Origin of the sequence: Brevibacillus fluminis (assembly GCF_003710825.1) — a bacterium.
GTDB lineage: Bacteria > Bacillota > Bacilli > Brevibacillales > Brevibacillaceae > Brevibacillus_D > Brevibacillus_D fluminis.
On the sequence record NZ_RHHQ01000003.1, the window covers coordinates 1 to 23,734 of the forward strand.

General features: G+C 50.9%; 22 protein-coding genes, 1 rRNA gene, 1 pseudogene and 1 riboswitch. Of the genes and pseudogenes, 8 read left to right on the forward strand and 16 right to left on the reverse strand.

The genetic code is table 11. The annotated features are described in order from the left end of the window. A 16S ribosomal RNA gene (locus EDM56_RS00620) occupies positions 1–295 on the reverse strand; the annotation flags it as partial. Positions 296–608: 313 nt separating this feature from the next. Continuing rightward, positions 609–1,481, reverse strand: a complete 873-nt coding sequence (locus tag EDM56_RS00625; protein ID WP_122915947.1) for a nucleotidyltransferase-like protein — start codon at positions 1,479–1,481, stop codon at positions 609–611. Positions 1,482–1,611: 130 nt separating this feature from the next. On the opposite strand from EDM56_RS00625, the gene EDM56_RS00630 reads away from it, so the two are divergent. Continuing rightward, on the forward strand, positions 1,612–1,989 hold the full coding sequence (locus tag EDM56_RS00630; protein WP_122915948.1) for a DUF2614 family zinc ribbon-containing protein: 378 nt from the start codon (positions 1,612–1,614) through the stop codon (positions 1,987–1,989). 49 nt (positions 1,990–2,038) lie between these two features. Here EDM56_RS00630 and EDM56_RS00635 read toward each other — a convergent pair whose 3' ends face one another. From EDM56_RS00635 to bcp, 7 genes are all read right to left on the reverse strand, one after another. Next, complete coding sequence (locus EDM56_RS00635; RefSeq protein WP_342772361.1) at positions 2,039–3,781, reverse strand: glycosyl hydrolase family 18 protein; 1,743 nt, start codon at positions 3,779–3,781, stop codon at positions 2,039–2,041. 199 nt (positions 3,782–3,980) lie between these two features. Continuing rightward, positions 3,981–4,412: a peroxide-responsive transcriptional repressor PerR gene (gene perR / locus EDM56_RS00640; RefSeq protein WP_122915949.1), complete on the reverse strand. Its 432-nt coding sequence runs from the start codon at positions 4,410–4,412 to the stop codon at positions 3,981–3,983. Between the two features lie 106 nt (positions 4,413–4,518). Beyond that, entirely contained in the window at positions 4,519–5,172 is a 654-nt protein-coding gene (gene nth / locus EDM56_RS00645) for an endonuclease III (protein WP_122915950.1), read from the reverse strand. Between the two features lie 154 nt (positions 5,173–5,326). Continuing rightward, a complete protein-coding gene (locus tag EDM56_RS00650; RefSeq protein ID WP_122915951.1) occupies positions 5,327–5,875 on the reverse strand; it encodes a cob(I)yrinic acid a,c-diamide adenosyltransferase in 549 nt (182 codons plus the stop codon). A gap of 49 nt (positions 5,876–5,924) precedes the next feature. After that, positions 5,925–6,680, reverse strand: coding sequence for a class I SAM-dependent methyltransferase (locus tag EDM56_RS00655; protein WP_122915952.1), 756 nt, complete (start codon positions 6,678–6,680; stop codon positions 5,925–5,927). A 22-nt stretch (positions 6,681–6,702) separates the two neighbouring features. After that, positions 6,703–7,758, reverse strand: a complete 1,056-nt coding sequence (locus EDM56_RS00660) for a M42 family metallopeptidase (protein WP_122915953.1) — start codon at positions 7,756–7,758, stop codon at positions 6,703–6,705. Between the two features lie 30 nt (positions 7,759–7,788). Further along, positions 7,789–8,256 carry a thioredoxin-dependent thiol peroxidase gene (gene bcp, locus EDM56_RS00665; RefSeq protein WP_122915954.1) on the reverse strand — a complete coding sequence of 156 codons (468 nt, stop codon included), beginning with the start codon at positions 8,254–8,256 and terminating at the stop codon, positions 7,789–7,791. Between the two features lie 216 nt (positions 8,257–8,472). Here bcp and EDM56_RS00670 point away from each other — a divergent pair, with 216 nt between their 5' ends. Further along, positions 8,473–9,087: a winged helix-turn-helix domain-containing protein gene (locus tag EDM56_RS00670; protein WP_122915955.1), complete on the forward strand. Its 615-nt coding sequence runs from the start codon at positions 8,473–8,475 to the stop codon at positions 9,085–9,087. Between the two features lie 170 nt (positions 9,088–9,257). Here EDM56_RS00670 and EDM56_RS00675 read toward each other — a convergent pair whose 3' ends face one another. Then, positions 9,258–9,866, reverse strand: coding sequence for an ECF transporter S component (locus tag EDM56_RS00675; RefSeq protein WP_122915956.1), 609 nt, complete (start codon positions 9,864–9,866; stop codon positions 9,258–9,260). 247 nt (positions 9,867–10,113) lie between these two features. Then, a riboswitch (FMN riboswitch) is annotated at positions 10,114–10,263 on the reverse strand. A gap of 306 nt (positions 10,264–10,569) precedes the next feature. On the opposite strand from EDM56_RS00675, the gene EDM56_RS00685 reads away from it, so the two are divergent. Continuing rightward, complete coding sequence (locus EDM56_RS00685) at positions 10,570–10,896, forward strand: hypothetical protein (RefSeq protein ID WP_122916244.1); 327 nt, start codon at positions 10,570–10,572, stop codon at positions 10,894–10,896. Between the two features lie 82 nt (positions 10,897–10,978). Here the strand turns inward: EDM56_RS00685 and EDM56_RS00690 are convergent, their stop codons facing one another. The 3 genes from EDM56_RS00690 to EDM56_RS00700 are packed head-to-tail and all read right to left on the reverse strand — an operon-like array spanning position 10,979 to position 13,580. After that, positions 10,979–11,776, reverse strand: a complete 798-nt coding sequence (locus tag EDM56_RS00690) for an ABC transporter permease (protein WP_122915958.1) — start codon at positions 11,774–11,776, stop codon at positions 10,979–10,981. Positions 11,777–11,782: 6 nt separating this feature from the next. Beyond that, the gene (locus EDM56_RS00695; RefSeq protein ID WP_122915959.1) at positions 11,783–12,577 is read right to left on the reverse strand and encodes an ABC transporter permease; all 795 of its coding nucleotides are present in this window, start codon (positions 12,575–12,577) and stop codon (positions 11,783–11,785) included. After that, positions 12,570–13,580, reverse strand: a complete 1,011-nt coding sequence (locus tag EDM56_RS00700) for an ABC transporter ATP-binding protein (protein WP_122915960.1) — start codon at positions 13,578–13,580, stop codon at positions 12,570–12,572. Before EDM56_RS00700 ends, EDM56_RS00695 begins: the two co-directional genes overlap by 8 nt. A gap of 269 nt (positions 13,581–13,849) precedes the next feature. Between EDM56_RS00700 and EDM56_RS00705 the strand changes: the two genes are divergently transcribed. The 5 genes from EDM56_RS00705 (at position 13,850) to EDM56_RS00720 (ending at position 21,640) form a co-directional block, all read left to right on the forward strand. After that, positions 13,850–15,148, forward strand: a complete 1,299-nt coding sequence (locus EDM56_RS00705) for a glutamate-1-semialdehyde 2,1-aminomutase (RefSeq protein WP_122915961.1) — start codon at positions 13,850–13,852, stop codon at positions 15,146–15,148. Between the two features lie 84 nt (positions 15,149–15,232). Then, positions 15,233–15,373, forward strand: coding sequence for a hypothetical protein (locus EDM56_RS31295; protein ID WP_183192237.1), 141 nt, complete (start codon positions 15,233–15,235; stop codon positions 15,371–15,373). A gap of 458 nt (positions 15,374–15,831) precedes the next feature. Then, on the forward strand, positions 15,832–20,373 hold the full coding sequence (locus EDM56_RS00710) for a glutamate synthase-related protein (RefSeq protein ID WP_122915962.1): 4,542 nt from the start codon (positions 15,832–15,834) through the stop codon (positions 20,371–20,373). A gap of 270 nt (positions 20,374–20,643) precedes the next feature. Next, positions 20,644–21,330: a zinc metallopeptidase gene (locus tag EDM56_RS00715; protein ID WP_122915963.1), complete on the forward strand. Its 687-nt coding sequence runs from the start codon at positions 20,644–20,646 to the stop codon at positions 21,328–21,330. After that, positions 21,323–21,640: a hypothetical protein gene (locus tag EDM56_RS00720; RefSeq protein ID WP_122915964.1), complete on the forward strand. Its 318-nt coding sequence runs from the start codon at positions 21,323–21,325 to the stop codon at positions 21,638–21,640. Before EDM56_RS00715 ends, EDM56_RS00720 begins: the two co-directional genes overlap by 8 nt. 49 nt (positions 21,641–21,689) lie before the next feature. Here the strand turns inward: EDM56_RS00720 and EDM56_RS00725 are convergent, their stop codons facing one another. The 3 genes and pseudogenes from EDM56_RS00725 to EDM56_RS32190 all read right to left on the reverse strand — a co-directional run. Beyond that, positions 21,690–22,421 (reverse strand): cytidylyltransferase domain-containing protein, encoded by a 732-nt coding sequence (locus EDM56_RS00725; protein WP_122915965.1) that lies wholly within the window; start codon positions 22,419–22,421, stop codon positions 21,690–21,692. Further along, positions 22,418–22,756, reverse strand: coding sequence for a DegT/DnrJ/EryC1/StrS family aminotransferase (locus tag EDM56_RS00730; RefSeq protein WP_246009225.1), 339 nt, complete (start codon positions 22,754–22,756; stop codon positions 22,418–22,420). The genes EDM56_RS00725 and EDM56_RS00730 overlap by 4 nt, the downstream gene beginning before the upstream one ends. A 106-nt stretch (positions 22,757–22,862) precedes the next feature. Further along, positions 22,863–22,931, reverse strand: a pseudogene (locus EDM56_RS32190) (hypothetical protein); the annotation flags it as partial. Positions 22,932–23,734: the final 803 nt, after the last annotated feature.

Sequence of the window (23,734 nt, forward strand, 5' to 3'; positions counted from 1 at the left end):
CTCTCAGGTCGGCTACGCATCGTCGCCTTGGTAAGCCGTTACCCCACCAACTAGCTAATGCGCCGCAGGCCCATCTGTAAGTGATAGCTTGCGCCATCTTTCCGTTTCGGATCATGCGATCCAAAACCCTATCTGGTATTAGCATAAGTTTCCCTATGTTATCCCAGTCTTACAGGCAGGTTGCCTACGTGTTACTCACCCGTCCGCCGCTAGCCCCCGAAGGGACTCGCTCGACTTGCATGTATTAGGCACGCCGCCAGCGTTCGTCCTGAGCCAGGATCAAACTCTCCATTAAAGTTGAGTTGAAGCTGATTCCAAGACTTGCTTGGCTTGTTACATTATGTGATGTCACTTGGACAATCACGTTATCTTTTCGCTTTCGCTGTTCAGTTTTCAAAGAGCATGTTTTTTAAAAGCTTGCCGCGCCTTTCCTTGACAGCGACCCTTTTAATTTACCACATCATCATCATCTGTGTCAACAACTATTTTCTTGCGTTTGTTTCGCTCGATTCATTTCGTCGTTGATCAGAAGTGACGTTTGTTAATATAGCACGCGGGCTCTATTCGAGTCAATAGTCTTTTTTAAAAAACATCGAAACATAGAAGCTTTACGTGGCCGTAGCTAAATATCCTTTTTCGGCAACCTGGCCAGCCTCTTGCAGAACAGCCACTTCATACAACAGACCTCTTTTGACCATCTTGTCCAACAGCATCTGCAAATCGATTTCCACCTTTTCCAGGTCCGGATGCCGCTTCAGCTCCTGCAAAAACCAAGGGCGGTTTTCCGTCTGCATCACATCCACCAGCAATTGAGTGGATGACTTCAGCTTTGACATCACGTTCACCTCAATCGGCAAAAGCATCAGCTCGATCCGCTTTTCTAACGGCTCCTGACTCGTGATCAGCTCCTCATACAGTTTGTAAACGGATGGATCCAGCTGCTTCACCCGCGCCCACAGCGATAAGTCGTGCATCTCGCAAGATTCGCAAATGACGAGGCGCGCCCATTTTTGCAGGGCGATGATCACGGCTTGGTAAGCATCCAGCGTCAAATGTCGGTGCAGCAGCTCCTTCGCCTCGTTATAATGACGCAAGAAACCAGAGTACTCGACACACACTTGGTATTTCTTCCTTTTGGCAACGTGTTTTTGCAACCGTTCGCTAAATTTGCTTATATACTGATTTTTGTCCCAAACCGTTTCTGCGTAAACCAGCATTTGACGCAGACGCTCGTCAATTTCTCCTTGGATGGCACATGTCTCCAGTTGCCATTGGCTGATGCGGTAGACGAGGAGGTTTTTCTCTTCAAATACGAGCTGTGAAACGTCGACTTGCGTTGCAGCGCTATTCACTATAATAAGATACAGGAGATCAATACCGTCTAGCGGGTAAAAACGATTGGGCTGTTGAAGCACTAACACAGACTGGATCTGTTCCTCTTGAATTACCTTCTGTGTAAATGCGTCGAGATTTGCAGCCATACGTGCACCTCCTGTGGCTCTTAATTGCCAATATGGATTCTACAGTCGTTGAAAAGTTCCTGCTTTTGCACGGGAGAGAATAACGCTTTTAAAAGGCTTATGCTATACTGGAGGCTAGGAGGAATGATCGATGCATAAAACGGACCGATTGAGCAAAATCAAACGCATGCGCACATGGGCCAACTGGAACATGGGCGTCGGCATTTTACTTATGTATCTTGGCTATGCATTCTTTGCAGGCTATCTGGGTTCCTGGCTGAAAGGCTCGTACATATTTATGACCTGCCTCCTGCTGATCGGCTTCATCGGCATGATGGTTAGTACGGTATTATTCATGATTTCCGGCATGATTTCCACGACCGCAGCGCAGGTCGAATGCCCTTCCTGCAAAAAGGCGACCAAAATGCTCGGTAAGGAAGACGCCTGCATGTTTTGTGGACAGCCTCTTTTTTTGGAAGAAGACGAACACGCATCAAAAAGCTCGCAAATGGAACAAAAAACCACCTGATCGGTGGTTTTTTTCGTGTGATCGATATGCTTTGTATTCTAACGCCAAGTTAATTCCCTGGCTTGAGCTGTTCATCAATCGTCGTCCAAATATTTGGTGTCTCAAAACCGCGGCGCCATACCGCCGCACCCGCCAACTTGTATTTGTGGACAAGGTCCATCCGTTTCTGGATCGAGTTCTCATCCTCCAGCCACATTTTGTAGGTAGCGTTATCGGTTGGATCGGTATAGCTGACAAAGAGCTGTCCAGTTTCCGCGTCAGGTGCTGGCGTCAGCTTCCGTTCGCTGATCCATTCCTGTGCGCTCGTCATGGAGAGCGCTTTTGATGACACCTTCACCGTTCCATCCGGCTGCTTCACTTCTTTCCACAAGCGCGTGTAGAACGGAACGCCCAAAAGCAGTTTTTGGTGCGGCACTTCCTCGAGCACGCCTTTGAGTCCATCTTCCGTCCATGGCAGCGAAGCAACGGAGCCGGAAACGGTGCTTGCAGCAGGATGTTCGTCATAGGTCATGACCGCCATGTAATCGACGGTTTCGGCCAAGCGGGCACGATCGTAAAAACGCGACCAACGATCGCTCGTCGATTTTATGGTCACATCCATCGAGACGGTCAGTCCCTGCTCATGCAAATATGGCGTAAGCTCGCGGACGAATTGCACGAGTTTATCCTTTTCGTCAATATAGACGTTTTCAAAATCAAGGTTGATTCCATCCAGCTTGTACATGGAGGCGTATTGCAAAATCTGCGCAATCATTTTTTCCCGGAGCGTAAAGTTGCCCAGCACCGCCTTGGTCCAATCGGGATTGAAGCCGTTGGAAACTAGGCCCCACACTTTATACCCTTTGCTGTGTGCCCATTTTACGTAAGCCGCATCCGCTTTGTTTGTAAACGTCCCTTTGTCATCCTTCAGTTCGAACCAGGTGGGCGAAACGACGTTCAAGCCTGCCATTTCAGGAAAATTCGCTGTATTTGCTGTCTTTTTGGTGACCTGCTCCCATGCTAGAACGATCTTTTTGCCGAGCGGCTTCCAAGCTGCTGCCTCCTGCTGAATCGTTGGACTGACAGGGGCAATCGTTTTGATGGTAGTCAGCGAAACCGCTTCTTTCGGCAAGTAGCCCACCAAGCCGTTTTCCGCTTGCACCCGGTACCAGCCCTCCAGCTCAGCCAAAACTTGCACGATCGAATCGCCAGCCAGCTCGCCCACAATCGGATTTTTTACACTAGCCCCGATCCGCAGCGGCTGAGCGTCCCCATCGGATAGGACTTTCCCTTCCTGAACGCTAGCACCGTGCTTGGCCACTTTCAGCACATTTGTTTCCGCCACGAGATCGAGCTGGAACGGATACAGCTTTTCCAACGGAGCATACGGTACATAGCGGATGCCATCTTGCTCGGTCAGCGGAATCTGCAGCGAAACCGGTATTTTGTTCAAATAAGCGGTCAGCTGGCCGCTCTCCATTCGCAATACCCTGTCTTTAGTCGTAATGATCAAGGAATTCGTCGGTTCGTCCCAAAAAGCATTGGGATCGAGGTGCGCCTTGATAAAATCGAATGGCAGCATGATCTGCCCATTTTCTGTGCGATACGGCTGCTCGAATGCTTCTCCGTTAAAGACAATGACATTGGTTTTCCCGTCAAAAGGCGCGACATGTTCCGTAGAAGGCAATTGATTCACGTACCAAATCCCGATACTCCCCACAACCAAGACAAAAAAGCAGAGAAGCATCAGACGCGGTCCCCACAATTTTCGTTTTCGCTTGATGCGCGGAGGAGAATGTAACGATAGGCTCACAACGGTTCCTCCTCATTTCTTTTCCCGATCATACTTTGTATGTAATGTTTACTTCCGCATTTCCCCAAGCAATAAGACGTTGAAAGGCAACAAGAAGTTACATTTCCGTATCCCTCTTCCACCTGGACAAAAACAAAAAAACATCTTCACTACCGTTCGTCACAGCAGATAAGATGTCTTCTTCAAGGGTGAAACGCGATCAATGCGGTTTTTTCTGGCAATCTTCACACAATCCGTATACTTCCATTCGGTGTCCCGTCACCTTGAAGCCTGTAAGCTGTACAGCAGAATGCTCAGCTTCACTCAGGTACGGAAACTGGAAGTCACGGATAACTCCACAGCCGGAGCAGATCACGTGATAGTGCTCTTCCTCTACATTTGCGTCAAAACGGCTGGATGCGTCACCATAAGTGAGCTCTTTAACCAGCCCGGCATCTTTAAAGACACGCAGGTTGTTATAGATCGTCGCAACACTCATGTTGGGGAATTGTCCCTCAAGCGCCTTGTATATCTCATCAGCAGTAGGATGGTTCATTGCATCCAAAAGATACGCCAAGATCGCATGACGCTGCGGAGTCATGCGCACTCCGGTATGCTTCAAAATTTCGATCGCTTTTTCCACTCGCGCCATATCATCTTGCACCTCCTATCCGTAAGCATCGTGGTAACAATTACAATCATTTTAGAATTGTTATAAATAAAGTGTATCTCTAGTTTGTCAAAGATGTCAATATCTATTACGATGAAGCCTTCGACTTGGAAAGATTCCGTCTTGACGGGCACGCATCGAACAGCGGACAGGTTGCGCACTGCGGGTTTTGTGCCTTGCAGTGGTAGCGTCCGAAAAAGATCAGGCGATGGTGGTTCACTGTCCATTCCTTTTTCGGGATTTTGCGCATCAGCGTCTTTTCCACCTGCAGCGGCGTGTCCTCTTCCTCACAAAAGCCAAGGCGTTTGGAAACACGCTCCACATGCGTATCGACAGCCAGAGCAGGGACACCGAACCAGGTCGAGACGACGACGTTTGCCGTTTTGCGCCCGACACCCGGCAGCTTGACCAGCTCTTCGTGCTTCTCCGGAATTTCGCCATCGTAGTGATCAATCAACATCCGACACAATTCTTGAATATGCTTCGCTTTATTTTTATATAACCCGATTTGCCGAATGTCTTCTTGAAGCTCTTCAAGCGGAACCATCAGGTAATCGGTCGGCGTTTTGTACTTTTGAAACAGTCGCTCCGTGACTTGGTTCACCTTTTTATCCGTGCATTGTGCAGACAACAGCACCGCGATTGTCAGCTCAAGGGCATTGGTATGATTCAGCTCGCAATGCGCATCGGGGAACATGTCCGCGAGCGTCTGCAGGAAACGTTTCATCGTTAGTTTCGCCATAGCCTGCTCCTCACCTCTTCTATATTCCTTATATTATAGCACGTCATCCCACTTTCACTGAGAAGACCTTTCTGGGAAAACCTCATCCGCACGTCTGGACAAAAAAAGCGTGTCGGGACGCTACTTCCGCCCAACACGCTTTTCGTTGCAACTTCTATTCGTGCAAATTTGGCTCCACATTGCCCGTCTTGCTGTTCACATAGCGGGCGGCGACAAACAGATAATCGGAAAGGCGGTTCAAATATTTGATGACGACCGTATTCACTTCTTCCGTGGACGAGAGTTGAACGGCTTTTCGCTCAGCTCTGCGCACGACCGTACGAGCCACATGAAGCGCTGCTGCACTTGGGTGGCCGCCTGGCAGAACAAAATTGGTGAGTGGCGGCAAATGACCGTCGAGCGTATCGATCTGGGCTTCCAGCTCGAGGACATCCTGCTCCTGAATCGGCCATCCCACCTTTTTATCGGCTGGCGTGGCCAACTCTGCCCCGATATGGAACAGCTTCGTCTGTACAATATGGAAAAAACCGCGCAGCTCGCCCCATTGATCGTCCTGCGGCAGCGTGGACAGCGCAAGCCCGATCACCGAGTTCGCCTCGTCGCAAGTCCCGTATGCCTCGACCCGGTCCGCATATTTGGGCACACGCGCGCCGTACACAAGCGATGTTTCCCCTTTGTCGCCCGATTTCGTGTATATTTTCATACCGCATAATCCCTCCCCAGACTACGTATTTGCAAGCCGTGAGCATCCATTATTCCGCAACGAGAATCAGCTCGCTGCTTTTCGCATCAAACGGCGATTTGTCAAAAGCGCCGTACCGTTCGATCACTTTAAAGCCGTTTAACCGCAGCAAATGGTGCAGCTCCGTCGGAAAAATGTAGCGCAGTGTGAAGCGGCCGACCACTTTTTCCGTGACGACGCCCTGTGGACTTAGCCGCTCGTACGTCCGCGTCACCTCCGAAAGCTGCTGGAAATGGTCATAGCGCGTGTAATCCCACATGGCTACCTGCTCGCCCGATTCCAACGGGAAGATGCTGCGCAGCGACATTTTTTCACTTTCTTCGTAAAGGTGTTCGATTTTCGGCACAAACACGTTCATGATCAGCTTGCCACCTGGTTTCAGATGACGCCTGATGCAGCTGAGCGTTTTCATCTGCTCATGGATTTGCAGCAGATGCAGAAACGAGCGGAACGGAATCATGATGACCGAAAACGTTTTGCCGAGCTCGAATTTGCGCATATCGCCTTGCAGGAACGCGATCTGCTCGGAGAAACCGGCTTCTTGCGCCTTGACTTGGGCACGAGTCAGCATCTCGCTCGACAAGTCCATGCCCGTCACCTCAAGCCCTGCCTCCGCCAAAGGAATGCTGACCCTGCCTGTACCGCAAGCCAGATCAAGAACGTCCCCACCGTATTTGCGTGCCGTTTCTACATAAAAAGGAACGTCTCCAGGAACGCCGCGCTGCGTCAAATCGTAGTAATCCGCCCAGCTGTACATGTTGTTCAACCTTGATTGCCCCTTCCGCCGCCTACGCCATCAGTTCGCCATGCAGCAGGTAGGCGAGAGCCAGCTTGTAGGTATTTTCAAATGATTCACGGTGCGTCCGTTCAAACGAGTGAGACGCATCGACCCCCGGTCCGATCAGGCCGTGTACGATATCATACCCCGCCCGCAACGCAGCGCTTGCGTCAGAGCCGTAGCTCGGATAAATGTCCACCTGATAGTTAAGCCCGAGTTCATCAGCCAGCTTGACCAGATGCTTGCGCAAACCATAGTGGTACGGACCGGACGAATCTTTCGCGCAGATGGAGACGCAGTATTCGTCCGTGGTTTGACCTTCACCGATCGCGCCCATATCGATCGCCAAATACTCCACGGTTTGCGCAGGAATGTTGGAATTCGCCCCATAGCCGATCTCTTCGTTATTAGCGATATAAAAATGCGTGGTGTACGGCAGTTTTTGTCCACTCTCTTTCAGATGGCGCAGCAAGCCGAGAATAATCGCCACGCTCGCCTTGTCATCCAGATGTCGCGACTTGATGAATCCGCTGTCCGTCACAGCCACCCGCGGATCGTAGGAAACGAAATCGCCGACACGGATACCGAGGTCGAGCACATCCTGCTTGGACATCACCTTTTCATCCAGGCGAACTTCCATCACTTTTTCCGTCCGCTCTGTCTTGCCTACCTCGGCGCTATGCACATGAACGGACGACTTCATCATCACGACGGTGCCGGTAAACGTTTTACCGGAAATGGCCGACTCGATCGTGCAATACTCTCCTTCCACCGTATTCCACGCATAGCCGCCGATATTGGTCAGGCGGAGCCTACCGTTTCCTTTGATCTCCTTAACCATCGCGCCCAACGTATCGACATGCGCTGCTACAAGACGGTGCTTCTCATCATTGGCTCCCTTGACTGTCGCCAACACCGCTCCTTTGTTCGTCCGCGTCACCAACAGCCCAAGCTTGCGGAATTCTTCTTCCACCCACGCAATGGCTGGGCCTGCGTTTCCTGTCGGGCTTGGAATGTTGGCAAGTGTGACAAACGATTCAATCATATAATCCGTTGGTATGCTCATGCGTAATCATTATCCCCTTTGGCAAATAGTCTACTTCTGTTGATCGCGAATGAAATCGAGCACTTCCTGCACATGGCCTTTCACCTTCACCTTCGTCCATGCCTTGGCAATGTTTCCTTCCGGATCGATGACAAAGGTAGAACGCTCGATGCCCATAAACTCCCGGCCATACATTTTCTTCAGCACCCACACGCCGTATGCTTCCGCCACCTGGTGGTCGGTGTCGGCAAGCAGCGGGAATGGAAGCTCGTGCTTAACCGTAAACTTATCATGCGATTTGACATCGTCCGCGCTAATGCCCAGAACAACCGTGTTCAGTTTAGCGAAATCGCCGTGATAATCCCGGAAATCACATGCTTCTGTCGTGCAGCCCGGTGTCATGTCTCTTGGATAAAAGTAAAGCACAACATAGCTTCCTTTGTAATCGGAAAGCGAGATCGTCTGATTGTTACTGGCTGGCAAAGAAAACGCAGGAGCGGCTTGTCCGACTGAATTCATGGAAATCCCTTCCTTAAAGAGATAGTTTTGCTCACATTTTACCATACACGATCGAGAAACTTAATTTTTTCGCACATTAATGTATTAAAAACATACAGGAGCAAGTTGCGATTTGCCCAAGAAAACGATAGAATTGATGGATGGCAACAATTATAAAGAATTGTTAAGAGCGTTGATGAATCTTTCATATAGAAGCTGGACGGTGAACTGAAAGTCATGAGAGAATTTTACGATGTTACAGATCCTGAAGCCTTAAAGTCATTGGCGATCCCCGAGCGTGTGAAAATTCTAGAGTTATTCGAAGATTTGGAGCCGCGTACAGCCAAGCAGATCGCGACAGAGCTGGGTGAAAACGCAGCCCGCCTTCACTATCATGTCAAAGAGCTGGTACGTGTCGGCTTGCTTGAGCAGGTGGATACCCGTGTCAAAGGTTCCATCGTCGAAAAGTATTACCAGCCTGTAGCCAAGCTGATCACAGTCAAACTGCAAGTGATGATCGAGGAAAATGCGCACCAGTTGAGCGACGTGATGTTTACGCCAATCCGTACCACCGAGCAGGACCTCATGCGTACATTGAACCATTTCATCGCTAGCGATGTCGATGTCCGCAAAGAGTATAAGGATACATTCGGGTACAACACTACCGAATTCAACCTGACAAAAGAAGAGCGGAAAGAGTTTTTAAGCGAAGTTTCCAACCTGATCAAACGGTACCGTGAGCTGAAGCCGGACGAGAACCGCAGAAAGTACAAATTCTACGACATCCTCTTCCCGTATACACCGCCACATCCGTCCGAAGATGCGGACGAGCCGTTTGAAGACATCGATTAATCACGCACATCCTGTAATGAAATGCGGTCCCTCCAAGCGATTGGACGGGGCCTTCGTCATGATAACCCCGTTCCAGTTAGAAAACCTGGATACGTCATGCTTTTTGGCGGAGCCGCGGTTGCATTTACAAAAAAGGGGACAGCCTCTTCTCGAGAGCTGTCCCCTTTTTATCATTCTCCCATATGTTTGATTCGTGGTTCGATTTTGACATATATCAAAAATGCCAAAATGGAAACAAGAACACCTTTTACAATATTGAAAGGCGCAATGCCATATACGATCAACGACCACAAGCTGTCCATCTGGAACATTTCCAGCAGTTTTTCTACCGGCATTTGGTACAAGACAGCATAGGCCGGAATCATCACAAAATAGTTGGCTACCGACATAAACACCGTCATCAGAACGGTTCCGAGCGCGAACCCGGCAATCAGCGAGCCTCTCCCCTTGCCCAAGCGCTGCATCGTGACCGTCAAATAAATGAAGCAGGCGCCAGCAATAAAGTTGGCCAATTCACCAATCAGCAAGCCATCTGTGTTTTTCAGCAGCAAATGGAGTCCGTTTTTCAGCAATTCCACCATGATGCCAGCCACAGGACCGAATACCAGTCCCGCGAAAATGCCGGGCAGTGTGCTGAAATCAAGCTTCAAGAACGTCGGGAAAAACGGCAGCGGGATTTCCAACGCTTGCAGAATAAAGGCAACCGCCGCCAAAACCGGGATCGCCACCAGCCGTTTCATCTGTGTCGGCTGATTCAAAGACAATTCATTTTTTTGCATCTGTTCCATCTCCTCTTTGGCTACTTCTCCTTCTTGAGGAATGGCAACAGTCTCGCGGCACGCCCTGCCAGACGAAACGTAAAAAGCCCCTGAGCTGCATCATAAGACGCATGATTCGGGGGCATGGGTATCGTTTCTTGCGTGAAAATGAGATAGGGAAATAAGAGGTGCTCCATCCCGCAAAACGGCGCCTCATCCACCCCAGTCATTTGCACAAGCAAACAAGCACGTGTGCGAACGTACTGTCGTCATCCTTCTCCCATCCAGACTGTACTGTCGGCTTTGGAATCGCACCAAATCCTGCACCCTGCCGCTTGAAGCGACGAGAGGCTCGCGGGCTTACACAAAAATCGTGATCACCGCCGGTCGGGAATTTCACCCTGCCCCGAAGGAATTGTGAAGTTTTTTCCCACTTATTATATACGCGGGTATTGTTTTTGACAATAAGAATTGCTACCTAATTCCTAGGAATTATTTCATTCGAGCTTCTCGTGTTGTTAAAACCACCTTTTTTTGTACTTAGACATTCGTCCTGTACTTCTCTCCTTCCCTCTTCTTGACTGCCTTTTGGCAATATTGCCTGAACGTTAGTATCCCAACCATCCCCTCTTCAGCAATAATGAGATGCACCCGACCGCGCTCTTTGCCATACGACAGCGCGTAGAGGCGTCGATCGATACTCATGAAGAAGGTGGTCATCTTGATGGCAGATGAGGTACAAATAAGCCTCGCCCAAACCAAAAAAGCGATTGTCACAAACCTTTATCACTTGATCAAATCGGTGCCGGACGATACGAACCGTACGTCCGTCGTCAGTCTTCTCACGTACTTGAACGGACTGCTCCGCATCAAAATCGTCACCCCGCCGACAGCGGAAATCATGACCTTGATCAAAGCCCAAAAGCCAATCTTATATAGTGCTGCCCGCAGAGCTTTATTCCCTTCTTCACATCTCTACATGCTTTTTCAGATCGATATGGATCCGAAGCTGGCAGTAGAGCGTTTGTCACACTACGTAGAGGAACTGTAATCGTCACAGTAAAATACGCCGAATCCCGATGAAAATCAAGGATTCGGCGTATCGTGCTAACTGCTTTTTGGATTATAAACGCCTACGAACCGGCGCCTTGGTATTTTTTCACACCATACTGCCAGACAGCGATACCGATGGCAAAAAAGATCACGCCCATCACGGGAGTCAGCATGGTGAACGTGTACCACTGCTCTTTTTTCAAGAAGTAGGCGGACGGATAAAAGCCGACGAATGCAAACGGCAAAATGTAGGTTAGCAAAAACCCGATCAGCTTGTTGTAAATCTCCACCGGGTAGCGACCGTAGTTTTGCAGGTTCCAAATCATCGGGGAAATCCCGGTCCGCGAATCAGAGAAAAAGCTGACCGCAGCGATCGCCGTGTACACGCCAGCATAAATCAGGACGCTGCTGATCACTAGCCCGATAAAAATAAACGGATCGTACCACGTAAAGCTGAGCTTGAGCTGAAAGGCAGCATAGCCCATGATGATCAAGCCGCTGATCACGCCGAAAATGCGGTCCGGCGCGATTGATTCTAGGCAAACTTGCGCAAGATTGTGAACCGGGCGCGTCAGGATGCGGTCCATCTCGCCGCGGATGATGTAGCGCTCGTTGAAATCCCAAAATCCGAAAAACATGCTGAACAGTGCGTACGGAATCAAAAAGAAGCCATAAATGAAAATCACTTCATACATCGTCCATTCTTTCAGCGTAGGCACATGCTGGAAGACGACAATGATGAAAACAAGATTGATCAGCTCGAATACCAGATTCGAGACGAGCTCGCCAAGGAAATCCGCGCGGTAGGCAAGCCGCGTTTTGAAATATTGGCTCAAGTAATCGGCAAACAAACGAAAGATGGTTCCCACGTTCTTCATGTTACATCACCCTCCCTGCACGATCAGCCTGCGGCGCGCACGTGTCCACAACAGCCAGATCGGGAGCAAAATCACGAATACCCAAATGAGCTGGATGCCGATGACCGTCAAAGCCCGATCGGCCTGAATGGCTCCGGTAAAAATCATGCTCGGGTAGTAATTGATCGCTTGGAACGGCAGCCATCCCATTGCTGTCTGCGCCCATAGCGGGAAGAAGCTGATCGGCAAAATCAAACCAGATAACAGATCGACCACGACGCGTTTTGCGTGCATCATGCCTTCATTGCGGAATAAAAAGAACGTCAGCACGCCGGTCAACAGGTTGATCTCCGTGTTGATGATGAAGGCCAATAGCAAGCTGACCAAATACAGCCCCCAGGCAGCCAAGCTTGGCGGAAAGCTGAGCGGCAAAAAGATGCTGACCAGCACCATCCCCGGCAGCGCAAAAAAGATCATGCGAAAAATGCCTTCCCCCAGCGCTTGTGCCGTCTTGACCGACAAATAGTTGTACGGCCGGATCATTTCGATGGCGACTTTTCCATCGCGCACATCTTGGGCGATCTCCTGATCGATATTATTGAAGTAAAATGCCCGGGACATCCAGGCAATCGCCACATAGGAAGTCATCTGGGCCACGGACAAGCCTGCCAGATTGGGTTGGTCGCCATAGATCGCGCTCCACAAAAAGTAATACGCCCCGATATTCAGCCCATAAATGATGATACCGCTGTAATAGTTGACCCGATAAGCGAGCAAGGTGAGAAAACGCATGCGGATCAGCTCGGCGTACAGTTTACCCATGGCTCACTACCTCGCCATCCGTCGAGTAAATGTTGCGCACAATTTCTTCTGTGTTTGTCTCCAGCATTTTCACATCTGCTACTTCAAACGAAGCCATGACGGTCGACAAGACGTGAGGGAGCGCATTTTGGCTCTGCTTCATCCGTACGCGCACGCTCAAATTGTTCTCGGCCGTCAAATCACAGACATAATCGCCAAGCGCCGCGCGGACTTGTTCGACAGTCGTGCGCTGCTTGAACTGGAACACCACCTCGGTACCGTCGCCCCAACGCGTTTTCAAATCGTGCAACAGCCCGTCGAAGATCAGCTTCCCTTTGTCCATGACGATGACGCGTTTACAGAGTGCTTCGATGTCGGACACGTCATGTGTCGTCAGAAGGATGGTCATTTTTTCCGTCTGGTTCAAATTGTGCAAGAAGTCGCGAATCTTTTGCTTCACCAGTACATCCAGCCCGACTGTCGGTTCATCCAAAAACAGCAGCTTGGGCTTGTGGATCAGGGAAGCGGCGATCTCACATCGCATCCGCTGGCCGAGACTCAGCTTCCGCACCGGCTGGTTGACGAATGGAGATATCTCCAGTTCCTCCACCAAACGGTCAAGCCATGCGTTGCCAGCAGCGTCGTCCACTTTGTAAACACGCCGCAGAAGGCGGAACGATTCGAGGGGTGACAAGTCCCACCACAGCTGCGAGCGTTGACCGAATACAACACCGATCGACTTGACGTATTCCTCCCGTTCTTTAAACGGCACGAATCCGTTCAGGCTCATTTCGCCCCCTGTCGGCGTCAAAATTCCCGTAAGCATCTTGATCGTAGTCGATTTGCCAGCGCCGTTTTCGCCGATCAGGGCAAAAATTTCGCCCTCCTCCACATCAAAGGAGATTGAATCGACGGCCTTCACCGTCTTGTATTCCCGACTGAACAAATCCCGCAACGCGCCGCCGAGCCCTGCGCGCGCCTGATGGATCTTGAATTCCTTTTGCAGGTTCTTTACGTGGATCATTTTCACACATCCTTACCACTTGAAAAGATCGAATACCTTTGTAAGTGTATATGAGACTCGTAGCGCGATGCAAAGAAAAATGCGCAGTGAATCTGCTCGTTACGAAAAAGCAGGCATGATAACCAGCAAATAGATGATCTCTTCTATATATAGAAACTTCACCTATGCGACCTGGGATGACAGCCGCGGAGCCCCAGACCTTCCCCGCTTGCTTAAATGTGTTATCATATTCGGTGATACCATTTCGGAAAAAAAGCGAGGAATGATTTATGAATCACGAGAATTCAGCCCGTCTTCATGAAAAAGCTCTGGATTGCATCGTCGGCGGCGTAAACAGCCCGTCCCGTTCGTTCAAAGCGGTTGGCGGCGGCGCTCCTGTCGCGATGGAACGTGCCCAAGGAGCTTATTTCTGGGATGTCGACGGCAACCGTTACATCGACTACTTGGCGGCATACGGCCCGATCATCACCGGCCATGCGCATCCACATATCACCAAGGCGATCGTTCGCGCTGCGGAAAACGGCACCCTATACGGAACACCGACCCCGTGGGAAGTCCAATTTGCGGAAATGATTCGCGAAGCGATCCCATCGATGGAAAAAATCCGCTTCAACAATTCGGGTACCGAAGCCGTCATGACGTGCATTCGCGTGGCCCGCGCCTATACCAATCGAATCAAAATCATCAAGTTCGCCGGCTGCTATCACGGTCACTCCGATCTCGTGCTGGTGGCAGCGGGCTCCGGCCCTTCCACGCTTGGAATTCCAGACAGCGCAGGTATTCCGCAAAGCATTGCCAATGAAGTGATCACCGTTCCGTTCAATGATATCGACGCCTATGCAGACGCAATCAAAAAGTGGGGCAGTGAAGTTGCAGGGGTTCTGGTCGAGCCGATTGTCGGCAACTTCGGGATCGTCGAACCAAAGCCAGGCTTCCTCGAAGAAGTGAACCGTTTGACGCATGAAGCAGGCGCGCTCGTCATTTACGATGAGGTAATCACGGGCTTCCGCTTCTGCTACGGCGGTGCGCAAAACTTGCTCGGCGTCACACCGGACCTGACGGCATTGGGCAAAATCATCGGCGGCTGCCTGCCGATCGGCGCTTACGGCGGACGCAAAGACATCATGGAGCAAGTTGCACCGCTCGGCCCTGCATACCAAGCGGGAACAATGGCCGGTAACCCAGCTTCGATCCAAGCGGGCATCGCTTGCCTGGAAGTGCTGAAACAGCCTGGCGTGTACGAAGAGCTCGATCGCCTTGGCGCCATTCTGGAGGACGGAATCCGCTCGGCAGCTGCCAAACATGGCGTACCCATCCAGTTGAATCGTGTCAAAGGCGCTCTCGCTGTTTATTTCACGGACAAAGAAGTCGTCAACTACGATGATGCGCAAACGGCAGACAGCGAGACGTTCGGCCGCTTTTTCCGCTTGATGCTCGAGGAAGGGATCTGCCTGGCTCCGTCCAAATACGAGGCATGGTTCATCACCACCGCTCACACAGAAGCGGATGTGCGCGAAACGCTCGCTGCAGTGGACCGTTCTTTCGCAGCATTGGCTAGCACGCGTTAATCACCAGCAATTTCCGAAAGCCTGCCTCGTGTTCTAAGACATACTAGGAGTGAAATGTCTCTTATTATGATCAGGAGGTGCCATATGTCAAAAGGCGAAAAAAGCTATCCTCAAGCACCTGAGCAAACATTGGATTCAAAAATGAGTTCAAAAATGCTTGAAGTAACCGGATTTCAAAATCCGCGTAAAACCGAGCACCATAAGGGCCAAAAGCAGGATTCATAAGACATTTACGAGGCACTCCGGGCGCTAAACAGCGTGCAGAGTGCCTCGTTTTTTACATAAAAATTCATCCTATTTGCATATTATATTCATTTTACAGATATTACAGAAAATTTTCATTTGTTCATGCGACGTACTTACTGTTATAACACAAAATTTTTTACTGATTTTACCGGTATAAAAACGAACGTTTTTATTAATTTAAAAATGAACGTACGTGAATAATAACCATTCGATAATACATGTCACAAAATTGCTAAAAAATTAATTTGTATAAAAACGCTTACATTTGTATAATTAGCCAATCTCAGGTTGTATCTTCAGAATATTCGTGTTATCCTTATGATACTTTTTTTGTACTGATAAGAATTTTTAAACAATTCTTGTCTCGCAGCAGCGCTTTCTAAGCCTGTCATTCTTTAAAGGAGGTGGAGGATCGGTTTTAAAAAGCCGATCAGAGTATGAAAAAAAGAGACCATAGAGAGATTATCCAACGTTTTGAAGGGTACCGCGACATTGAGCACGATAGCTGCGGCATTATCAGCATCGTTGAAAAATCAGGAATCCCTTCCCGTCGCAATGTTGACGAAACCATTCGCTCGCTGATTCAAATGGAGCATCGTTCTGGCTTTATCGACGGCGAGGGAGACGGCTGCGGGATTTTGACCGACCTGCCTCGCGCACTTTGGGCTTCCCATCTGGATGCAGCTGCACTTGATCCTTCCCTCGTTGGCGATCCGGGATTCGCTATCGCTCATATCTTCGTTCCTCGCCACGGACATGATGAAGAAGCCGTGAAAGCTGGCATTCGACAAATTATCGCCAAATGTGGTCTGAATATTCTGTTAGAACACACCGACGTGGTCAATTCAGGGGTTCTCGGCAAAAACGGAAAGCAAGATGAACCGTCGTTCTGGCAAATCGCCGTCATGCCTGCCGAACGCGAATCATTCACTGCTGGAGCCTCTTATTCCGCACTGCTTTTCGATGCGCACGTCGAAATTGAAGCAAGCTACAACGTGCACGTCGCTTCGTTCAACCAACATTCAACCGTGTACAAGGTGATGGGCGCAGCAAACATTTTGCCGCTGTATTTCCTTGATCTTTCCAATGAAGGGTTTGCCTCTTCGGTCACGATCGGTCACAACCGATATTCGACCAACACCCTGTCCAACTTTTTCCGCGTCCAACCGTTTTCACTGCTCGGTCATAACGGCGAAATCAACACCATCAGCAAGCTTCAGGAAGAAGCAAGCATGCTGAATGTACCGCTGGTCGACGGTGGAAGCGATTCGCAAAACGTCAACCGCACGATCGAAACATTTATCAATCGCTACGGACTCAGCCTGTTTGAAGCGATGGAAGTCGTTTTCCCACCGATCCATCATGAAATGAAAAACTTTTCAGATGATCTCCAGGATCTGTACGTGTATTTACGCCAAGCTTGGGGCCATTTCGCCCAAGGTCCTGCTGGCATTATTTCCCGTTATGGCAACGAATGTGTCTACAGTGTTGATTCGCTGGGGCTACGCCCGCTCTGGATGGTGCAAAGCGAAAGCTCGCTGTATTTCTCCTCCGAGCAAGGCGTGCTGCCAGTTTCGCTGATGACGGCCGAGCCGAAATCGATCGCTCCCGGCGAAAAAGTGGGACTGCGACTAGAGCCAGGATCCCCTGTGGAAGTGCTGTACCATCATGATCTGCAGCAGGTTGTCTTGGAGCGCTTCCAAGCAAAAGCTTCCTTTGCTGGCGAACGCAAGCATCTGACATATAGCTACACCTGTGACCTGCAAGTAGGCGAAACGGACGCGGCTGAACCAACTTCTTCCTTTTATAGCGCGTTTGGCTGGGACCGTGAGCAAATTCAGCTGATTGAGCAGATGGCGGTAAGCGGCGCCGAGCAGATCCGCTCGCTCGGCCATGATGGCCCGCTCGCCGCTCTCTCCAAGGAACGTCAAAATTTGGCCGACTTCATCAAAGAAAGCGTCGCTGTCGTCACCAATCCGGCAATCGACCGCGACCGCGAAATCGAACACTTTTCCACACGCGTCATTCTTGGGGCACGGGCTCCGTTCGCAGCGAAGCAAACCGATGGAAAGCGCATGGAGCTTCCGTCGCCGCTTTTGTTCGAAGGGCAGTCGCTCCAGCAAACAGCCGGTGCGCAGGGCACTTTTACCTTAGAGCAAGTCATCCATACATTCAATGACCATCCGAGCAGCATCGTGATTCTCTCCACTTCCTACTCGCTTGAGGAAGGTTTGGCAGCAGGCCTCGCTCGCCTCGCCAAAGAAGCTCAGACGGCCGTTGAAAATGGCGCTGTCATCTTGCTCCTCGATGATTCGGACTGCCACCGCGACAACCGCTATTGGATCGATCCGTTGCTTGCTGTCGGACAGATCGATCGTTCGCTCAAATCGGCTGCATCGGAGGAAATCCGCAACTACCGCCGCCAAACAAGCATTGTGCTGCGCTCCGGCGCGATCCGCAGTCTGCACGATCTGGCGCTCGCATTGGGTCTCGGCGCAGATGCCGTTTCTCCTTATGGCATGTTTGCCACCGCTTTCGCCAAATCAGGTGCAAGCTCGGTTGCGAATCTGTACGTGGCTTTGAACAAAGGGCTGGAAAAGGTGATTTCCACCATCGGGATCCACGAGCTGCGCGGTTATGGCCGCCTGTTCTCCTCCATCGGCTTGCATAATGAAGTCGCAGATGTGCTGTCCATTGTCAACTTCTGTGGCTCGGATGAGGCTGGCACCTCCTTTGCCGTCCTACAGGAAGACAGTATCCGTCGCTATCAGGATTTTGCCAATGAGCAAGCGCGCGAATCGAAGACATTCCATCTCTTCCCGCGCTTATGGAAGCTGATCGGTCAAGTGGCCGCTGGCGAAATTCCTTATGCAGACTATGCGCTAAAAATCGAGGAGAATGAGCGTCAGAATCCGATTTCCTTGCGCCACCTAACAGACTTCTCCTTTATGGAAACTGATCGTGCGATCGCTGCGTCTGATGTAGATCTCACAGTTGGAGAGCATTCGCTGCCTTTTCTCATTTCCTCCATGTCGTTCGGTTCGCAAAACGAAACCGCGTTCCGCGCCTATGCGGAAGCGGCTGAGCAGCTGAACATGGTGAGCATGAACGGTGAGGGTGGCGAAATCAAAGACATGCTAGGTAGATACAAAAAAACGCGCGGCATGCAGATTGCTTCCGGCCGCTTCGGTGTAAACATCGAACTAGCCAATTCCACCAACCTGCTGGAAATTAAAATCGGCCAAGGGGCGAAGCCGGGTGAGGGTGGACATCTTCCGGCATCCAAAGTGACGGAGAAAGTCGCGGCAGCGCGCAATGCGACAGTCGGGTCCGACCTTATTTCCCCATCCAACAACCATGACATTTACTCGATTGAAGATTTGGCGCAAATGATCACGGAATTGAAAACCGCGAACAGCCACGCCAAAGTATGCGTGAAAGTGCCGATCGTGCCAAACATCGGAACGATCGCGGTCGGAATTGCCAAAGCAGGTGCTGACATTATCACGTTGTCCGGGTTCGATGGCGGTACAGGGGCTGCACGCGTGCATGCGCTGCAGCATGTGGGACTCCCGGCCGAAATCGGTGTCAAAGCGGCTCACAACGCCCTCCTCGAAGCGGGCTTACGCCAGCAAGTTGAGCTTTGGGCTGACGGCGGTGTGAAAAGCGCAGCAGATGTCGTGAAGCTGATGCTGCTCGGTGCCAACCGGATCGGGTTTGCCACACTGGCGATGATCGCCGTAGGATGCACGACGTGCCGCGGTTGCCATCTGGATACGTGCCATGTGGGGATCGCCACACAGATCGACTCCCTAGATGAAGCGCACGAAAAAGGGCTGCGCCGCTTCGTTCCGCGTGAACTGGATCTCGCTGTCGGCGGTCTGAAAAACTTCTTCACTTTGTTCGGGCAAGAAGTGCAGCGTCTCACCGCTGCCCTCGGCTTTACACGCGTGCAAGATCTCGTCGGCCGCTCCGATCTGCTGATCCAGGCACGCTTGCAGGAAAAAATCGATTTGAGCAGCCTGCTGAACGTTCATCCACTCTATGAAGCAGACGACGTGCGGACGGCAGACCACGAAGCAGCACATGTGCTGGTGGCGGCAGGCACCATCGGCGAAAGCGAGGTAACCCGTTATTTCAGCGCAGATCGCCCAATTCAGGAGACATTCAGCCGCATCCTCTCCGGCGAGCGCGTATTGGGCAGCCGCTGGTCCGGCGAACGCGTAAAAAATCATCTGGACGGCAGCTACACCGCTTTCCCCGAGGTATCGCTTTCCTTTACGGATGGCAGCGTGCCTGGCAACGGTTTGGCAGCATACAACGCACAAGGCGTTAACATTCGCGTCGAAGGCGGTGCACAGGATGGCGTGGGCAAAACCGGATTCGGCGGACGCGTCTCCATTTTGAAAGCAAAAGGGGCAAACGGTGCCTATCTGGACGGCTCTGTCGGCAAAAGCTTCTGCTATGGTGCACAAAAAGGTTTGTTCCTTGTACAGGGCAACGCCGACTCCCGCGCATGCATCCGCCTGTCTGGCGCTGACGTCGTCTTTGGCGGCGAAATCACTGAACCGCTCCGCGATGAGCTCGGGGGAATTGGGGCACGCGCGAATATTAAAGGCTTTGCTTTCGAGTATATGACGAATGGCCGCGCCGTCGTGTTGGGCGATCCTGGTCCATGGATGTGTGCCGGAATGACCGGAGGCGTGATTTATGTCCGTATGCAGCCGGAGCTTGGCTTTGACCGCAAAGCGCTGAACCGCCGCATCGCCAAAGGCGCCAAAGTGTTCATCTACGATCTGGATCAAAAAGGCGAAGCTGATGTACGCGAGCTACTGACCGCTTATCGCGAAGAGCTGCTGGCCACCGAACAATATGAAGCAGCCAACGGCGTACAGAGGTTGATCGACGAGCCAAAAGCGAACTTCATCATGATTTCGCCGAAGCGCGATCAGGCTGACCCATCCGTTTCGACCGAGTAAACACAGCGTAAGTGCTGCAAAACGGGCTCGCCACACACTGCAGACATTCTGCCTGCTTTGGACATGATAAAGGGCAGGGGCAATTCAGCCTCTGCCTTTTTGCTTGGGTGCAGTTCATCGTTGCCATTATCGAGCGAAAATTTAAACATATAAACACATGTGAATATTGTCATTCACTAAAAGGAAGTGTACAATTTTTTTAGAAACCTCCTGCCAGTTCATTCGTATAAAACAAGTGTAGGAGCAAGAAAATAAGGAGTGAACCCGTATATGTTCTTTCATCCGATGGATTTTCTGATTTTGATTGCGTTCGGTCTGTCGCTGTGGGCGCAATTTCGTGTCAAGGGAACGTTCAATCGGTTCGCCGAGGTTCCTGTGTCCACCGGAATGACCGGGGCAGAGGCCGCCCGCCGCATGCTTGATGCCAACGGTTTGTCTAACATTCCTGTCGAGCACATCCCTGGCACGTTAACAGACCACTACGACCCGATCGATCGCGTCGTACGTCTTTCAGACCCGGTATATCTTGGCCAATCGATTTCCGCCGTATCGGTGGCATGCCACGAAGTGGGGCACGCCATTCAGCATAAAGTATCCTATCCGATGCTGGTGGCCCGCCACCGCATCTTCCCGATCGTCAACTTTTCGTCCGGTATTGCGCCGCTGCTGCTGATCGCCGGTTTCTTGCTGCATCAGCCGAACCTGATTTTGTTCGGGATCATCTTCTTCTCGGCAGCTGTTGCGTTCCAGCTGATCACACTGCCGGTCGAGTTCAACGCCAGCAGCCGTGCTCGCACGCTGATGATTCAAATGGGCTTCATCCGTAATTCGGAAGAAGACGGCGTGGGCAAGGTACTCAACGCCGCAGCTCTCACCTATGTAGCTGCAGCCCTGATCTCTCTGCTTGAGTTGATCAAGTACGTATGGATCTTCAATAGCTCTTCTGACGATGATTAAATCGTCGGTAGCACAACGCGAAAAAGCTGAATCGGTTTTCCACCGGTTCAGCTTTTTTCTTGCACGCAACTATTTTCAATCAGTCCGATCGTTTGTTTTTCTCATCCAAATAAGCGATCCGGTATCTTTTATCGCCACAAAGCCAGCTCAGCTTGGCTGCGTACACATTTTAATTGAGGAGCCGGTCGCAGTCATACACGCCAAGGCCAAGCTTCCCGAGATCGTCAATCAGCATCAGTTTGAGTTTGACATCGCGCTGCCTGATAGTTTGCACTTACCCCTTGTCAATTCGGTAGACCGCTGCCCGTGAACCGATCCGCATCGCAGTGGAAGCAGACCGAATATTCACAATTCATCCGTTATGCCTCTTTTTGTTGAACACCCGCATTGATTTTCGCCAATTCCGGTTTTTGAGCCAGCAGGGCAAGGACGTCTTTCCAAGAAAACGACGGGTTGTACGGATATAAGTGACGATACACCTCCTGGATGAAACGCCAATCCTGCACTGTGTCCAGCGTCCAGCGATAAGCAGAGTAATCGATAGGATTGGCATACATCCCCAAGCGGAACTGCTCGGGATGCCGGTACAAATACGGGGTGACATGCTCCCGTTCATCGGCATGCGTAGCAAACAGGTAAGCTGCCTCCAAAGCTCGTGTGGTAAAAATTTCCACATCCAGCCCGAGCGGAAAACTGCGCATAAGCGTATTGCTCATATAATCAAAGGCACTCGCTTCACCGGTGAACTGTTCGACCATTTCATCGATAATCCCGGGATCAATCAGCGGGCAATCCGATGTGATCCGGACAATCAAATCAGTCGGAAACGCTCGCGCTGCTTGAACGTATCGCTCGAGCACATGTTGCTCGCTGCCGGCAAAAACCTGAACGTTGTATCGTTTGGCCTCCTCTACAATCGAGAGGTCCCTCGTCAAATCGCTGGTCGCCACAACGATTTCATCCAAGCAGCGAGACCGCTGCAATCTGGTGATGACATGACCAAGCATCGTTTTATCCTGCAATGTCAGCATGACCTTGCCGGGAAGACGCGTCGACCCCATTCGTGCCTGCACAATCGCTGTCGCCTTCATCCGTAAAACCCCTTTGCCCTGTAATAAAGGATGACTTTCTCTACCGCATTGATCACGTCTTGAACATCTTGGTCGCTCATGGCCGGAAACAGCGGGAGTGTAATGATTTGCTCATAGCTTTTCTCGGCTTGCGGACAAATGCCGCGCTCATAGCCGAGCGATTGATAGTACGGATGTAGGTAAACCGGGATATAATGCACATTGAGCCCGATGTTTTCTACCTCCAGTGCCGCGAAAATGCGCTGCCGATCTGCGGCTAGCAGCTCTTCGCGCAGATGAATGACATAGAGATGCCAGCTGGACCGCACGTCTTTGCGTACAACCGGACAGCTCACCGCTTTCAAATGGTGAAACGCTTCGGTATAGGCCGCGGCGATCTCTGACCTTCTTGCCCGCTACATCGGTGCCAAACGCCTGTGCCGCATTTTCAATGACGACCAAGCCGTACTGCTGCGTGATCTCTCTGATCTCATCCAGGCTGGCGGGTTGTCCGGCATAATCAACAGGGATGACCGCTTGGTTCGTGCGGTAATGTACCGCTCAATTTGCGTCGGATCGATCAAGAGTGTATCTTTCGGCGTGGTGTTCACCTCATCGCCGTCCGTGATTCCGTCGGTGTCCTCTTTTATCCGTATGCAGCAATTCCGCTTTCGGTTCAGCCTAAGCCAAATCCCGGACGCCACCATCCGGGATTCGTTTACCCTTTTTATCCTTGGCCTTGCAAGAAAACTCGAACGCCGACTGCGCTGGTAGTCCGACTTCTGTGATACGCGGCGCGGACATGCTTGATAAAACCATTGGTCGTAAACGTATAGAATGCCGAACGAGTAAGGCTTACGAATACAGCTCTTTTGGGAAGGTCGTTCCATCAGGGCTGACATAGCCGTGTCCTGATGTTTAAGGCTGATGCAATCGCTTGGAAGACTTGTGCTTTAAAGGATGTGCAATTTCAGAAAGACTTTTTGTCCCGCTAGATCCACCTCCTCTTACTCTATTACTATGTAGCCTGACCGCATCGGAACAGGCATTTGGCAGCGTTCATCCGTGCATTTTTGTGGAAATAGACCCCTTTTGCCATGCTCTATTATAAAATATGACTCTGGGTCACTAAGTAGAGGAGGCTTACTTATGACACAGCCTTGCCGATTGACGGTCTCGATAAAATCAGTGAAGCCCGCAGTCGCTTCAAAAAGCTGACGACGCAGGCTAATCAAGACAGCTCCAACTGCAAAATGGTGGAAAAGGCTTGCGCGCTGCAGCAAAAGCTGAATCACCCATCGACATTACAAGAATAGGACAGCGGGCGCAACCGA

Coding starts and splice junctions, on each gene's coding strand:
- EDM56_RS00625 (WP_122915947.1), bottom strand. CDS start 1,481: ATGGCTGCAAATCTCGACGCATTTACACAGAAGGTAATTCAAGAGGAA.
- EDM56_RS00630 (WP_122915948.1), top strand. CDS start 1,612: ATGCATAAAACGGACCGATTGAGCAAAATCAAACGCATGCGCACATGG.
- perR (WP_122915949.1), bottom strand. CDS start 4,412: ATGGCGCGAGTGGAAAAAGCGATCGAAATTTTGAAGCATACCGGAGTG.
- nth (WP_122915950.1), bottom strand. CDS start 5,172: ATGGCGAAACTAACGATGAAACGTTTCCTGCAGACGCTCGCGGACATG.
- EDM56_RS00650 (WP_122915951.1), bottom strand. CDS start 5,875: ATGAAAATATACACGAAATCGGGCGACAAAGGGGAAACATCGCTTGTG.
- EDM56_RS00660 (WP_122915953.1), bottom strand. CDS start 7,758: ATGAGCATACCAACGGATTATATGATTGAATCGTTTGTCACACTTGCC.
- bcp (WP_122915954.1), bottom strand. CDS start 8,256: ATGAATTCAGTCGGACAAGCCGCTCCTGCGTTTTCTTTGCCAGCCAGT.
- EDM56_RS00670 (WP_122915955.1), top strand. CDS start 8,473: ATGAGAGAATTTTACGATGTTACAGATCCTGAAGCCTTAAAGTCATTG.
- EDM56_RS00675 (WP_122915956.1), bottom strand. CDS start 9,866: ATGCAAAAAAATGAATTGTCTTTGAATCAGCCGACACAGATGAAACGG.
- EDM56_RS00685 (WP_122916244.1), top strand. CDS start 10,570: ATGGCAGATGAGGTACAAATAAGCCTCGCCCAAACCAAAAAAGCGATT.
- EDM56_RS00690 (WP_122915958.1), bottom strand. CDS start 11,776: ATGAAGAACGTGGGAACCATCTTTCGTTTGTTTGCCGATTACTTGAGC.
- EDM56_RS00695 (WP_122915959.1), bottom strand. CDS start 12,577: ATGGGTAAACTGTACGCCGAGCTGATCCGCATGCGTTTTCTCACCTTG.
- EDM56_RS00700 (WP_122915960.1), bottom strand. CDS start 13,580: ATGATCCACGTAAAGAACCTGCAAAAGGAATTCAAGATCCATCAGGCG.
- EDM56_RS00705 (WP_122915961.1), top strand. CDS start 13,850: ATGAATCACGAGAATTCAGCCCGTCTTCATGAAAAAGCTCTGGATTGC.
- EDM56_RS31295 (WP_183192237.1), top strand. CDS start 15,233: ATGTCAAAAGGCGAAAAAAGCTATCCTCAAGCACCTGAGCAAACATTG.
- EDM56_RS00710 (WP_122915962.1), top strand. CDS start 15,832: ATGAAAAAAAGAGACCATAGAGAGATTATCCAACGTTTTGAAGGGTAC.
- EDM56_RS00715 (WP_122915963.1), top strand. CDS start 20,644: ATGTTCTTTCATCCGATGGATTTTCTGATTTTGATTGCGTTCGGTCTG.
- EDM56_RS00720 (WP_122915964.1), top strand. CDS start 21,323: ATGATTAAATCGTCGGTAGCACAACGCGAAAAAGCTGAATCGGTTTTC.
- EDM56_RS00725 (WP_122915965.1), bottom strand. CDS start 22,421: ATGAAGGCGACAGCGATTGTGCAGGCACGAATGGGGTCGACGCGTCTT.